Below are 13,818 nucleotides of genomic sequence, written 5' to 3'. Positions count from 1 at the left end.
GCTACGATGGCCCCATTTGTGGGAACCACTTTTATAAATCGGGTAGAACCAATTGCGGTCCATAGTCGGTGACTTGCTGCAGCTGCGGCTGGCGGACGGCTCCAGCGAGCCCATGAACAAGCGGCTGTACCGCGGCATCCGCGAAGCCATCCTGGATGGAGCCATTGCCGCGGACTCGCGCCTGCCCGCCTCGCGCGACCTGGCGGCAGAGCTCGGCATCGCCCGCAACACCGTGGTCCACGTCTATAGCCAACTGCTGGCTGAAGGCTACACCCGCAGTCGCCAGGGCAACGGCACCTTCGTCAACGCCTCGGTGCCGGATTCCTACCTGGCCAGCGGCCGGCGCAAGCGCCAGCCGCCGCCCGCGCAGCCGCGCCCGGCGCTGTCGCCGCGCGGCGCCGCCATCGTCGACGGCGTCTCGGCCTCGCCCTACCAGTGGGGCGCCTTCATGCCCGGCGTGCCAGACCTGACCGAATTCCCGCACAAGAAGTTCGGCCGCATTTTCAGCGCCCTGTGGCGCAATCCCTCGCCCGACCTGCTGACCTACGCCTACGGCGGCGGGCTGCCGGCCCTGCGCGAGGCGCTGGCGCAGCATCTGGCGCTGACGCGCTCGATCGATTGCGATCCCGAGCAGATCATCATCACCGAGGGCTCGCATCAGGCCATCGACCTGACCACCCGCATCCTGGGCGAAGCCGGCGAGACCGCCTGGGTCGAGGATCCTGGCTACTGGGGCGCGCGCACCGTGCTGCAGGCCAACGGCCTGCACACCGTGCACCTGCCGGTGGACGAGGAGGGCATGCGCCTGCCGGAGACCGTGGGCACGCCGCCGCGCTTCATCTTCGTCACGCCCTCGCACCAGTATCCGCTGGGGCCGGTCATGTCGCTGACGCGCCGGCGCCAGTTGCTGGCGGTGGCGCGGCAAAGCGGCAGCTGGATCATCGAAGACGACTACGACAGCGAATTCCGCTTCTCCGGCCGGCCCATCGCTTCGCTGTTGGGCTTGGAACCCGACGCGCCCGTGATCTACATGGGAACCTTCAGCAAGACCTTGTATCCGGGCCTGCGCGTGGGCTACCTGGTGCTGCCCAAGACCCTGACCGCCGCGTTCCAGGCAGCGCACGCCGAGCTCTACCGCGAGGGCCACCTGATGACGCACGCGGCCCTGGCCACGTTCATCTCGGAAGGCCACTACGCCGCCCACATCCGCCGCATGCGCATGCTGTACGGACGCCGCCGCGCCATGCTGGTCAATCTGATTGAACGCAGGCTGGGGCCGGATTGGCTGCATCGCGACGCCAGCATGGCGGGGCTGCATCTGGTGCTGACGCTGCCCGAGGACATGGACGATCTGCGCGTGGTGGATGTGGCGCGCAGCAAGGGCGTGCTTACGCGCGCGCTGTCGCGCTACTACGTCAACGACGAGGGCCGCCGGCCGGGCCTGCTGCTGGGCTATGCCTGCGTGCCGGAGCACGACATTGCGCGCAAATTCGAGGTGCTGCTGGACAGCCTGAACGAAGTGGCGCGCGCGTCCGTCGCGCTGGCGGCGTCAGGCGGGCGCTAGCGCCGCCGCGAAGGCCGCGGCGTTGCGCATGCCCTGGTCTTCGAAGTTGGTGTTGAACACCGCGTGCGCCTGGGCGCTTTGCGCCGCCAGCCGCGCGAAGCGCTCGGCCAGTTCGGCCAGCTCCTGTTCCGAGTATTCGTATTGGAAGCGGCCCGAGGACGCGGCGCCGGACACGTTCCAGGCGGCCGTATTGCGTCCGTGCAGGCGCAGCAGCGTCAGCTCCGGATGGGTGCACTCCCAGATTGCGGGCACGGTGTTGTCGAAGCCTTGGGGGCTATCGACCACCGTATGGACCACCCCGAGATCGCGTTCGAAGGCCAGGGTGTCCGCGCTGGCGGAGGGCGACTCGAACCAGCTGCGGTGGCGGAATTCCACCGACACCAGGTGTTCTTCCATGCGACGCGCGCAGTCGGCCACCCGCGCCCGGCCGCGCGCGTCGCGCCGGATCCAGGGCGGAAACTGGAAATGCACCGCGCCCAGCTTGCCCGTCATGCGCAAGGGTTCCAGCGCAAGCTGGTAGCGGCGCCAGAGTTCATCGCGCAGGTCGGCGGGCATGCGGTCGTGGTAAATGACGGGTTCCGGCCAATCGGGCAGTTCGCGCCGGATGTCCGCGGGCAGCGCGGATAGCGGCGTCTGATGGCCGGTGAACAGCCGGAAGGCCTTGATGTTGAAGACGAAATCGTCCGGCGTGCGCTGCGCCCACAAGTAGGCGTTTTCGGCCGTGGGCATGGCGTAATAGCTGGAATCGACCTCGGCCATGGGAAAGCGCGAGGCATAGAAGCGCAGCCGCGCTTCGGCGCTGCGGACCTCCGGCGGGTAGAAGCGGCCGCAGGCCAGCAGGGTGGGATCGGTCCAGGAGGCGGTGCCGGTCAAGAGGCGCATGGCCACAGGCGAATCAGACTTTATTGAAAAAATTCTGTATAAATATACAGTGTTCATCCGAAGCCCGGCAATGTCCGGGCTCGCCGTTTTCAGCGGCTGCCTTGCTGCGGCCCCGCCCCATGTCCGACCAAACCGATACGTCCAACCCGTCCGCCGAACGCCCCGATCCCCTGGCCGATCTCAACCCCGCCCAACGCGAGGCCGCCGAATTCGGCGTGGCCGGCGCGCCGGGAGACGACGGCCCCCTGCTGGTGATCGCCGGGGCAGGCTCGGGCAAGACCAATACGCTGGCCCACCGGGTCGCGCACCTGATCCTGAACGGCGCCGATCCCCAGCGCATGCTGCTGTTGACCTTCTCGCGCCGCGCGGCGCTGGAAATGGAGCGGCGCGTAGGCTCGGTGCTGCAGCGGGTGATGAGGCTGCGCGCCACGCAGCAGGCGCCGTCGCTGCCCTGGGCCGGCACCTTCCACGCCATCGGCGCGCGCCTGCTGCGCGATTGCGCGCAACGCATCGGCCTGTCCGAGGCCTTCACCATCCACGACCGCGGCGACGCCGAGGACCTGATGGGCATGGTGCGCCACGAACTGGGCCTGTCGTCCACCAAGTCGCGCTTTCCGCTCAAGGGCACCTGCCTCGCCATCTATTCGCGCGTGGTCAACAGCCAGACCCCGGTGGCCGACGTGCTGAAGACCTCCTTCCCCTGGTGCGCCCAATGGGAAGAGGAACTCAAGAACCTGTTCCGCGCCTACGTCGCGGCCAAGCAGGACCAGCAGGTGCTGGACTACGACGACCTGCTGCTGTACTGGGCCGAGATGATGGGCGACCCCGGCATCGCGGCCGACGTGGGCGCGCGCTTCGACCACGTACTGGTGGACGAATACCAGGACACCAACCGCTTGCAATCCGCCATCCTGCTGGCGATGAAGCCCGACGGCCGCGGCCTGACGGTGGTGGGCGACGATGCCCAATCCATCTATTCGTTCCGCGCGGCCACGGTGCGCAACATCCTGGACTTTCCGAACCAGTTTCCCAACCCGGCCAGGGTCATCACGCTGGACCGCAACTACCGTTCCACCCAGCCCATCCTGAACGCGTCCAATGCCGTGATCGGCCTGGCCACGGAACGTTACGCCAAGGACCTGTGGACCGATCGCCAGTCGTCCCAGCTGCCCGAACTGGTGACGGTCAGCGACGAAGCCGGCCAGGCGCGCTGGGTGGCCGACCAGGTGCTGGCGCAGCGCGAAGGCGGGGCCACGCTCAAGTCGCAGGCGGCGCTGTTCCGCACCGCCAGCCACAGCGCCGCGCTGGAACTTGAACTGACCCGCCGCAACATTCCCTTCGTGAAGTTCGGCGGGCTGCGCTTCCTGGAGGCCGCGCACGTGAAGGACCTGTTGTCGCTATTGCGCTGGGCGGAGAATCCGCGCGGCCGCATGGCGGGCTTTCGCGTGGCGCAGTTGCTGCCCGGCATCGGCCCGGCCACGGCGGGCAAGCTGATGGACGCCATGTCCGCCTCCGCCGAACCGCTGCGCGCGCTGCGCGAATTCAAGCCGGGCGCGGCGGCGCAGGAAGAGTGGGGCGCTTTCGCCGATACGTATGCGGCCTTGTGCGACCCCGCGCTGAAATGGCCCGCCGACGTGGACCTGGCCCTGCGCTGGTATGGCGCGCAGCTGGAACGCTTGTATGACGATGCGCGCGTGCGCCGCGCCGACCTGGACCAGTTGGTGCGCATCGCCGCGGGCTACGGCTCGCGCGAACGCTTCCTGACCGAACTGACGCTGGATCCGCCGGACGCCACCAGCGACGAGTCCGGGGCGCCGCATCGCGACGAGGACTACATGATCCTGTCCACCATCCATTCCGCCAAGGGACAGGAATGGAAGGCGGTCTATGTCCTGAACGTGGTGGACGGCTGCATCCCGTCGGACATGAGCACCGGCACGGCCGAGGAAATCGAGGAAGAGCGCCGCCTGTTGTATGTGGCGATGACACGCGCCAAGGAACGCCTGCAGCTCATCGTGCCGCAGCGCTTCTACGTGCACCAGCAGACCGGCATGGGCGACCGGCACGTCTATGGATCGCGCACGCGCTACATCACCAATGCGATGCTGCCGCTGTTCGATCACTTGCCCAAGCTGCCGGACCTGCCCGCCGGGCGCGCCGCGCCGAAGGAGCCTCAAGCGCCCAGCGTGGACGTGGCCAAGCGGGTGCGGAACCTGTTCTCGTAGGCTGGGCTATCATCGGCCGATACGCATAAGCTGTCCGGCAGGGATCGCATTGCAAAAGGGTGTTTATGTCTACTGAAGAACATACCGCCGACGACTCGAAACGAGAGGTCGTCGCATCGATCGCCTATGTGAACGGACGGCGGGAACGCGAGGTTCCCATCGACGAAGTCGCCCAGTACGTCAGCCAGGACCACGGCATGCTGTGGATCGGCCTGCGCAATCCGCGCCCGGAAGTGCTGGCGAAGGTCGCTAGCGAACTCGGCGCCTGCGACAAGAACCAGGAAGAAATGCTGGAATCCCACCGGCGGCCGAAGATCATCGACTACGGCAACATGATCCTCATCGTCGCCATCACGGTCGAGGTCGAGGCCGAGCGCCCCATCTTCGGCGAGACCCAGTTCCTGATCGGCGATGGCTTTTTGATCACGGTGCGGCGCGGCGCCACCGCCGGCCATAGCCCCTTGCGCGAACGGCTGGAAGCCTCGCCCGACCTGCTCAAGCGCGGCAGCGATTATGTGGCTTCCGAACTGCTGGACTGGCTGGTGGATCGCTATGTCGCGGCCGCCGGCAAGATCGAATCCGTGGTCGAAGGCGCCGAACAGAAGCTGCTGATCCGAGGCGCCAAGGACTCGGACATCCGCAGGCTGTACCGGCAGCGCCGCGACCTGCTGCGCATCCATACCGTGGTGTCGCCGCTGGCCGAAATCTGCCGACGCCTGGCGCGGGTCGAGATGTCCGCGGTGGACGAGCATGCCCGTCCGTATTTCGGCGAGGTCGCCGACCGCGTGCTGCGCGTGGATGAACTTTTCAACTCGCTGCGCGAATCCCTGGCCTTCGCCTTTGAAGCCAGCCTGATGATAGGCCAGGCCGCGCAGAACGACACCACCCGCAAGCTGGCGTCCTGGGCCGCCATCCTGGCGGTGCCCACGGCCATTGCCGGCATCTACGGCATGAACTTTGAATTCATGCCCGAACTGAAATCGCCCTGGGGCTATCCGATCACGCTGGGCGTCATCGTGTCGATCTGTTCGGTCCTGTATTGGCGCTTCCGCAAGTCGGGGTGGCTGTAGCGGACGACTCCACGCCTCGCCTTTATGGCAAACTGCCTGCGTTTTCCTTCCTGGAGCCTGGCTGGTGCGTGGCAAATCCCCTTTACGCGGCGGCAGCAAGCTGACCGCCCTGATCGTCGCCGTGATCCTTGCGGCGGCAGGCGCCATCGTCAACTGGCTGCAGCCTTCGGGAAGAGAGGGGCAGGACCGGGCTGAACGGCCGGCGCCTTCAGCCCAGGGCCGGCCCGGCGCGACGCTGGCTGGCGGCATTCCGCAGGGCAGCTATACGCTTACCGGCATGATCGTCAACGTGGCCGACGGCGACACCGTGACGCTGCGCGCGTCCGACGGTCAGCACCGCATCCGCATGGACAGTATCGATGCGCCCGAAGAGGGCCACGGGTCCGACCAGCCCGGGCAACCCTATGCCGAGGCCGCGCGCAAGAACCTGGCCGGCCTGGTCGCGGGCAAGACGCTAAGCGCGCAATGCTACGAGAAGGACCAGTACGGCCGGGAAGTCTGCGCCCTGATCCTGGATGACGGCCGTTCGGCCAACCGCCTGCAGGTGGAGGCCGGCTACGCCTGGGCCTATACGGCGCGCCAGGGCGACTACCTGCGCGACAAGGCCATGCCGGACCTGCAGCGCCAGGCCAAGGCGGCCGGGCGCGGCCTGTGGGCGCAGCCCGGCGCCATGCAACCCTGGAAGTGGCGCTACGACTGCTGGCGGCAGCGCCAGTGCGGCTGAACCCGCGCGGGCCGGCCCGGAACGCCGCGCCCGAGCGCCGCCAGCCCTGGGGGATGCCTGGGTATGGTCCCCGGCCCGTGTTTGCTATCCTCTGTCGCAACGATTCGAAGGGAAGGTTTCCATGCGTGCATTGAAGCGGCTCTGGGCGGCGGCCATGCTGCTGTCGCTGGCGTTGGCGGGCTGCTCGCAAGAAAGCCCCATCAACAGCCCCTATCCGTCCGGCGCCGAAAGCCAGAACACGCTGTTTTCCGCCTTCGTCAAGCGATCTCCGAAGTACCTGGATCCGGCCAGCTCTTATTCCGGCGACGAGACCCCTTATACGTACAACATCTATGAGACGCTGTACGGCTACCACTACCTGAAGCGGCCCTACGAGCTGGTGCCGCGCGCGGCGGCGTCGATCGACCCGCCCGTCTACCTGGATGCGCAGGGCAATACGTTGCCCGCCGACGCGCCCGGCGAGCAGATCGCGCAAAGCATCTACGACATCAAGATCCGGCCGGGGGCGCGCTACGCGCCGCACCCGGCATTCGCCCGCAAGACCGATGGCAGCTACGACTACTTTCCGCTTGCGCCGGGCGAACTGGACGACAAGTTCTACATTCCCGATTTCCCGCGCACCGGCACGCGCGAACTGACGGCCGACGATTACGTCTACGCGTTCCGGCGCCTGGTCAGCCCGCGCGTGGTGTCGCCGATCTCCAGCCTCATGACCGAGCACGTGACGGGCCTGAAGGAGTATGCGGACCGGCTGCGCCAGCGCGACCAGGCGCTGCGGCAAGACATGCCGGGCGGTGCCGGTGCGCCCTGGCTGGACCTGCGCGAGGCCGACGGCTTTACGGGCGTGCAGGCGCTGGATCCGCACACGCTGCGCATCCGCGTGAACGGCAAGTATCCGCAGTTCAAGTACTGGCTGGCCATGACCTTCACCGCGCCCATCCCCTGGGAAGCGGACCGCTTCTACAGCCAGCCCGGCATGGCGGCGCACGACCTGTCGTTCAATACCTGGCCAGTCGGCACCGGCCCCTACATGCTGGTGGAGTCGCTGCAGAACCGCCACCACGTGCTGGGCCGCAACCCCAACTTCCACGGCGAACCCTATCCCTGCGAAGGCGAGCCCGGCGACGCGGCCGCGGGGCTGCTGGCCGACTGCGGCAAGCCCACGCCCTTCATCGACCGCGCGGAATTCAGCGTCGAAAAGGAAGCCATCCCGCTGACCGGCAAGTTCCTGCAGGGCTATTACGACGTGCCGCAGATCGAGCGCGGCGAGTACGGCGTGGCCATGCTGGTCGCGGCGGGCGACAGCCAGGACAAGGCGCGCCTGTACAACGAACACGGCATCAAGCTGCCCACGACCGTCGAGACCGCCAACTGGTACATGGGCTTCAACTGGCTGGACCCGGTGGTGGGCAAGGGCGACACGCCGGAGCAGGAAGAACGGAACCGCAAGCTGCGCCAGGCCATCAGCATCGCCTTCGACTGGGAAGAGTACGTCGCGGTGTTCGAAAACAGCCAGGCTTCAGTGGCCTACGGCCCGGTGCCGCCGGGCGTGCTCGGCTACCGCGAACCGCCCGAGGGCGTGAACCCCGTGGTCTACAACCTGGTCGACGGCAAGCCCGTGCGCAAGTCCGTGGACGTGGCCCGCCGCCTGCTGGCCGAAGCCGGCTACCCAGACGGCCGCAACGCCAAGACCGGTGCGCCGCTGGTGCTCTATTACGACTCGATGCAGGGCGGCGGCTCCAATCCGCAGTTCGACTGGATGCGGCGCCAGATGGCCAAGATCGGCGTGCAGCTGGACGTGCGCGCCACCGACTACAACCGCTTCCAGGACAAGATGATGCGCGGGTCCGCGCAGATCTTCCTGTGGGGCTGGAACGCCGACTATCCCGACGCCGAGAACTTCCTGTTCCTGCTGTACGGTCCCAACGCCAAGGCCAAGGGCGGCGGCGAGAACGCGGCCAACTACGCCAGCCCCGAATACGACCGCCTCTTCGAGCAGATGAAGTTCCTGGACGATGGCCCTGAAAAGGAACAGCTCATCGCCAAGATGACCGCCATCGTGCAGCGCGACGCGCCCTGGATGTTCGGCTATTTTCCGATGTCGGGCGGCGCCTACCAGCAATGGGTTGGCAACGCCAAGCCGACCCAGATGGTGCGCAATACGCTGCAGTACATGAAGATAGACCCGGTCCTGCGGCAGCAGAAGATCGACGAGTGGAACTATCCGAGGTGGTGGCCCATAGGCCTGTTCGCGCTGTTGCTGGCGCTGGCGATATGGCCGTCGTATGTGGCGCTGAAGCGGCGTGAACGGCAGACGGCATTCGCGCCGGCCCTGGGCAAGGAGCATCAATCATGATCGGCTACGTGATCCGCCGGTTGCTGTACGGCGTGCTGATCCTGATCGGCGTGAATCTTTTCACCTTCATCCTGTTCTTCGCCGTGAATACGCCCGACGACATGGCGCGGCTGGCCATCGGCGGGCAGCGCGCCAACCAGGAAGCCGTGGAGAAATGGAAGGTCGAGCGCGGCTACGACAAACCGCTGTTCTTCAACGCCAAGGCGCAAGGCGCGGCGCAGCTGACCGACACGGTGTTCTACCAGCGTTCGGTGCCTCTGCTGGTCATGGACTTCGGCGCGTCGGACGGTGGACGCGACATCGGCCGCGAGATCAAGACGCGCATGGGGCCCAGCCTGGCGCTGGCGGTGCCTACGTTTTTCCTGGGGCTCTTCGTCAGCATCGTCTTTTCCCTGACGCTGGTGTATTTCCGCGCCACGCGGCTCGATTTCTGGGGCGTGGTGGTCTGCGTGCTGCTGCTGTCCATCTCCAGCCTGTTCTACATCATCGCCGGCCAATGGGTCTTTGCGAAGCTGCTGCGGCTGGTGCCGTTCTCGGGCTTTTCGGGCGGGCTGGACGTGGTCAAGTTCCTGGCGTTGCCGGTGCTGGTCGCGATCGTGTCGCGGCTGGGTCCGGAGGCGCGCTTCTACCGCACCCTGTTCCTGGAGGAGATCGGCAAGGACTATGTGCGCACCGCGCGCTCCAAGGGCCTGGCTGAACGCATCGTGCTGTTCCGGCACGTGCTGCGCAACGCCATGCTGCCCATCCTGACCAGCACGGTGGCCGCGCTGCCGCTGCTCTTCATGGGCAGCCTGATCGCGGAGTCCTTCTTCGGCATTCCCGGCCTGGGCAGCTACACCATCGACGCCATCAACGCGCAGGACTTCTCCATCGTGCGCGCCATGGTGTTCCTGGGCGCCGCCCTCTATATCGTGGGGCTGATCCTGGCCGACATTTCCTACACGCTGGCCGACCCCCGCGTCCGATTCGAGTAGCCGCCATGCCCAAGTTCGTCTTCCTCTGGACCGATATCGCGCTGTGGCTCATGGCGCTGGGCGCGCTTGCCTATGTCTGGCACGTGCGGCGCAGCCCGAACCTGCGCGCGACCTGGGCGCGCGTGGCGCGCGACACGCCCGCCATGTGCTCGGCGGTGATCCTGACCGCGTTCGTGGTGGTGGGTCTGCTGGACTCGGTGCATTACCGGCCGCTGCTGCCGCCGGCCCCCGGCGCGGCCGCCGACGCACCGCCGGCCTATGCGCCCGCGGTGCGCTCGGCGCTGGACGGGCTGCTCACCGGCTCGGTGCTGACGACGCCGGAAAAGACCTATTCCGAGCCCTTGGCGATACGGCAGTTCACCAAGGAAACCATGCTCGTCAACGACAAGCCGGTGCGCGACTTTCCCCGGCTGCGAGGGGCGGGCGTGCATCTGGAAGACGCCGATCGCGACCACCTGGGCGATGTCGCCAAGCGGCTAGGGCTGGGCCTGGCCGCAGGGCTTGCGGTGTCCGCCGTCGTGATCGGGCTGATGTATGCGGGCTTGGCCAGGCGGCGCGCCGCAAGGGCCGCCGAGGAGGCGGCTTCGGACGTGCCCTGGCGCGCCATGGCCGTCACCTTCACGCTGCTGTGCCTGACGGCGGGCGCCCTGGCCGGCCTGTCCAGCGGCTATCACGCGCTGGGCACCGACCGCATCGGCAACGACGTGTTGTGGCAGGCGCTCAAGAGCATCCGCACCGCGCTGGTCATCGGCAGCCTCACCACCATAGCCATGCTGCCGCCGGCCATCGTCTTCGGCATCGCCGCCGGTTATTTCAAGGGCAAGGTCGACGACGGCATCCAGTATCTCTACACCACCATCACCTCGATTCCAGGCGTGCTGCTCGTGGCCGCCTGCGCGTTGATGATGCAGGTGTACATCGACAATCACGCCGACCTGTTCGACACCTCGGCCGCGCGCGCCGACCTGCGGCTGTTCCTGCTCTGCATGATCCTGGGTTTCACGGGCTGGGCCGGGCTGTGCCGCCTGCTGCGCGCCGAAACCCTCAAGCTGCGCGAGCTGGAATACGTGCAGGCGGCGCGGGCCTTCGGTGTCTCGCACTGGCGCATCATGACCCGCCATCTGCTGCCCAATGTGGCGCATCTGGTCCTGATTACCGTGGTGCTGGAATTTTCCGGGCTGGTCCTGTACGAGGCGGTGCTGTCCTATCTGGGCATAGGCGTGGATCCCAGCATGAACTCCTTCGGCTCCATGATCGATGGCGCCCGTCTGGAAATGTCCCGAGACCCGATGATCTGGTGGAACCTCTTGACCGCATTCCTGTTCATGCTGGCGCTGGTGCTGGCCGCCAACCTGTTCGCCGACGCGGTGCGCGATGCCTTCGATCCGCGTACGCGCCGCTACAAGCCTGGCCGCATGGCGCGGTTCGGCCTGTTCGGCCGCGCACCGCGTACGGCCCTGGCGACCGATACGCGCCAGTCCCGTCCGGGAGATGCGCCATGAGCCAGGCTCCCTTGCTTGAAGTGCACGGCCTGGACGTCGATATCGCCGGCGAAAGCGGCATGACGCATGCGGTCAAGCGCCTGCAGCTGGCGATCTCCAGGCGCCAGACCTTTGCGCTGGTCGGCGAATCGGGGTGCGGCAAGAGCATGACGGCGCTGGCGCTCCTGCGCCTGCTGCCCGACGCCGGCCGCATCGTGGGCGGACAGATCGACCTGGACGGAGAAGACCTCAACCGCCTGCCGGAAAGCGCCATGCGCGGCGTGCGCGGCGGGCGCATCGGCATCATCTTCCAGGAGCCGTCCACCAGCCTGAACCCGGTCATGCGGGTGGGCGACCAGATCATCGAAACGCTGATCGCCCATACTCCCTTGCGTGGCGCGGCGGCGCGCGCCCGAGCCGTGGACTGGCTGCGGCGGGTAGGCATCCCGGAGCCCGAGCGGCGCATCGACGACTATCCCTTCCAGTTCTCGGGCGGCCAGAAGCAGCGCGTCATGATCGCCATCGCGCTGGCGGCCGAGCCCGTGCTGCTCATCGCCGACGAGCCCACCACCGCGCTGGACGTGACGGTGCAGGCGCAGGTGCTGGACCTGCTGGCCGACATCCAGCGGGAAATGGGCATGGCGGTGCTGCTGATCACCCACGACCTCGCGGTGGTGAAGAACGTCGCCCATCATGTGGCGCTGATGCGCGGCGGCGAGATCGTTGAAAGCGCCGACGCCGAGGAATTCTTCCGCGCACCCAAACATCCCTATGCGCGGCAGTTGTTCGAAGCGATCCCCACGTTTGAAAAGCGCGGCACGCCGCTCACGGCAAGCGGCCGCGAGGCCATGGCGCGCGACGAGGCCCGGCTGGCCGCCAGCGCCCAGGCGGGCGAAGCGGCAGTGGTGCTGGACGTGCAGGACCTGAAGGTCCATTACCCCGTGCGCAAGGGGCCGCTGCGGCGCATCGCAAGCTGGGTCAAGGCCGTGGATGGCGTGACCTTCACCCTGAAGGCGGGCGAGACGCTGGCCTTGCTGGGCGAGTCCGGCTGCGGCAAGACCACCACGGGCAAGGCGCTGCTGCGCCTGATCGACGGCGCACGCGTTTCAGGCCGGGCCATGCTGCAAGGGCAGGACGTGCTGTCCGCGGACCGGCGCACGCTGCAGCGCCTGAGGCAGGACATCCAGATCGTGTTCCAGGATCCCTATGCCTCGCTCGACCCGCGCATGCGGGTGGGCGACATCCTGGATGAGGGGCTGGCGTCCCTGCGCAGCGGCATGGACAAGGAATCGCGCCGCACGCACGCCGCAAGGCTGATCGAGCGTGTGGGCCTGCCGTCCAATACCCTGGCGCGCTATCCGCATGAATTCTCGGGCGGCCAGCGTCAACGGATCGCCATTGCGCGGGCGCTGGCGGTCGAGCCCAAAGTGTTGATCTGCGATGAGCCCACATCGGCGCTGGACGTTTCCGTGCAGGCCCAGATCCTGGACCTGCTGCGCGAGCTGCAGGCAGAGTTGGGCATCGCCTACCTGTTCATCACGCACAACTTCGGCGTGGTCGAATATCTGGCGGACCGCATCGCCGTCATGGACGGCGGGCGCATCATCGAATTGGGACAGGCCGATGCGGTTCTGCACGAACCGCGCCAGGACATGACGCGCAGGTTGCTGGCCGCGGTGCCGCGCCTGCACTTCGGGCCGCGCGAAGCGGCCTGATCGGGCGTTCGAAGCAGCGGGGGCGGAGGCCCCCGCCGTCTTGCTACCCGGCCTGATGCGCGCTGCCTGTCTCCAGCCAGGCCAGGGTGTCGCGCTTCAGGCTGCGGCCGCAACGCGTCAGGAACGCATGCACTGCCTCCAGTTCCGTGGTGTCATACCCGCGCGCCGTCGTGGCGATGGCCTCGGCGATCCACTGCCGTTCCTGCGCCAGCGCCTGGCACGATTCCTCGACCGGCCGGATCACGATCATCCGGCGGTCCAGCGGGTGGCGGCCGCGCTGGACATAACCGGCCGCCTCCAGCCGGTTGATCAAGGCGGTCGCGCCGCCGGAGCTGATGCCCATCAACTGGGCCAGATGGCCGGTTGGAAGGGCATCGAACTCCATGACCAGCTCCAGCGCCTTCAGATCCGCCAGGGGAATGCCCAGCTTCTCCGCCAGGGCCGACTGGCATGCCGCGTTGTAGGCGGCGAACTGCCGGCCCAGCAGCAGGACGATTTCGTCCAGCATGCCGGACCGCCGGTTGCTTACTGCTGATTCAGCCATGCCGGTCACATGCTCGTGGTGAAAGTAGGTCTGTTGTTGCAGCATGATGTGGGTTCCTGGCGGTTGCGATGGATTACTTCTTGCCGGCCAGGCCGCCGAGCAGTCCGCCCAGCAGGCCGCCGTTGGCGGTCCCGCCGGAAGACCCGCCCGCCGCCGTGCCGCCCGTCAGGCTGCCCGTCACCCCGCCCAGCAAACCACCGAGCAGTCCGCCGTTGGCCGCGCCGCCGCTCGTGCCGCCCGATCCTCCCGTGGCGGGAGGCGCGCCGGCGGAGGCGCCCGCGCC

General features: G+C 67.4%; 11 protein-coding genes. 8 read left to right on the top strand and 3 right to left on the bottom strand.

Annotation, left to right across the window (positions count from 1 at the left end):
* Positions 1-52 precede the first annotated feature (52 nt).
* Complete coding sequence (gene pdxR / locus HV766_RS29745) at positions 53-1,564, top strand: MocR-like pyridoxine biosynthesis transcription factor PdxR (RefSeq protein WP_367648240.1); 1,512 nt, start codon at positions 53-55, stop codon at positions 1,562-1,564.
* On the opposite strand, the gene HV766_RS29740 is transcribed toward pdxR, so the two are convergent.
* Positions 1,550-2,446 (bottom strand): DUF72 domain-containing protein, encoded by an 897-nt coding sequence (locus HV766_RS29740; protein ID WP_175182350.1) that lies wholly within the window; start codon positions 2,444-2,446, stop codon positions 1,550-1,552. The two genes, pdxR and HV766_RS29740, sit on opposite strands and share 15 nt — an antisense overlap.
* A gap of 119 nt (positions 2,447-2,565) precedes the next feature.
* Here HV766_RS29740 and HV766_RS29735 point away from each other — a divergent pair, with 119 nt between their 5' ends.
* The 7 genes from HV766_RS29735 to HV766_RS29705 all read left to right on the top strand — a co-directional run bounded on the left by HV766_RS29735 (position 2,566) and on the right by HV766_RS29705 (position 12,991).
* Complete coding sequence (locus tag HV766_RS29735) at positions 2,566-4,671, top strand: ATP-dependent helicase (RefSeq protein ID WP_175182349.1); 2,106 nt, start codon at positions 2,566-2,568, stop codon at positions 4,669-4,671.
* 65 nt (positions 4,672-4,736) lie between these two features.
* Entirely contained in the window at positions 4,737-5,741 is a 1,005-nt protein-coding gene (locus HV766_RS29730) for a magnesium and cobalt transport protein CorA (RefSeq protein ID WP_175182348.1), read from the top strand.
* Positions 5,742-5,802: 61 nt separating this feature from the next.
* Positions 5,803-6,465, top strand: coding sequence for a thermonuclease family protein (locus HV766_RS29725; RefSeq protein ID WP_054453038.1), 663 nt, complete (start codon positions 5,803-5,805; stop codon positions 6,463-6,465).
* Between the two features lie 121 nt (positions 6,466-6,586).
* The gene (locus tag HV766_RS29720; protein WP_175182347.1) at positions 6,587-8,821 is read left to right on the top strand and encodes an ABC transporter substrate-binding protein; all 2,235 of its coding nucleotides are present in this window, start codon (positions 6,587-6,589) and stop codon (positions 8,819-8,821) included.
* Entirely contained in the window at positions 8,818-9,795 is a 978-nt protein-coding gene (locus tag HV766_RS29715; RefSeq protein WP_054453034.1) for an ABC transporter permease, read from the top strand. The genes HV766_RS29720 and HV766_RS29715 overlap by 4 nt, the downstream gene beginning before the upstream one ends.
* Before the next feature lie 50 nt (positions 9,796-9,845).
* On the top strand, positions 9,846-11,297 hold the full coding sequence (locus HV766_RS29710; RefSeq protein WP_437340967.1) for an ABC transporter permease: 1,452 nt from the start codon (positions 9,846-9,848) through the stop codon (positions 11,295-11,297).
* The gene (locus tag HV766_RS29705; protein WP_054453030.1) at positions 11,294-12,991 is read left to right on the top strand and encodes an ABC transporter ATP-binding protein; all 1,698 of its coding nucleotides are present in this window, start codon (positions 11,294-11,296) and stop codon (positions 12,989-12,991) included. Before HV766_RS29710 ends, HV766_RS29705 begins: the two co-directional genes overlap by 4 nt.
* Before the next feature lie 43 nt (positions 12,992-13,034).
* Here HV766_RS29705 and HV766_RS29700 read toward each other — a convergent pair whose 3' ends face one another.
* Together HV766_RS29700 and HV766_RS30320 are read right to left on the bottom strand one after the other, a co-directional pair.
* Positions 13,035-13,580 carry a MarR family winged helix-turn-helix transcriptional regulator gene (locus HV766_RS29700; RefSeq protein ID WP_175182345.1) on the bottom strand — a complete coding sequence of 182 codons (546 nt, stop codon included), beginning with the start codon at positions 13,578-13,580 and terminating at the stop codon, positions 13,035-13,037.
* Positions 13,581-13,608: 28 nt separating this feature from the next.
* A partial coding sequence (locus HV766_RS30320; protein ID WP_175182344.1) for a hypothetical protein occupies positions 13,609-13,818 on the bottom strand: 210 nt, incomplete at its 5' end.

Source organism: Achromobacter aegrifaciens (genome assembly GCF_902859735.1).
Classification (GTDB): domain Bacteria; phylum Pseudomonadota; class Gammaproteobacteria; order Burkholderiales; family Burkholderiaceae_B; genus Achromobacter; species Achromobacter aegrifaciens.
The sequence above is the reverse complement of the archived record's forward strand: the minus strand, read 5'-3'. Positions and strand labels throughout refer to the sequence as shown.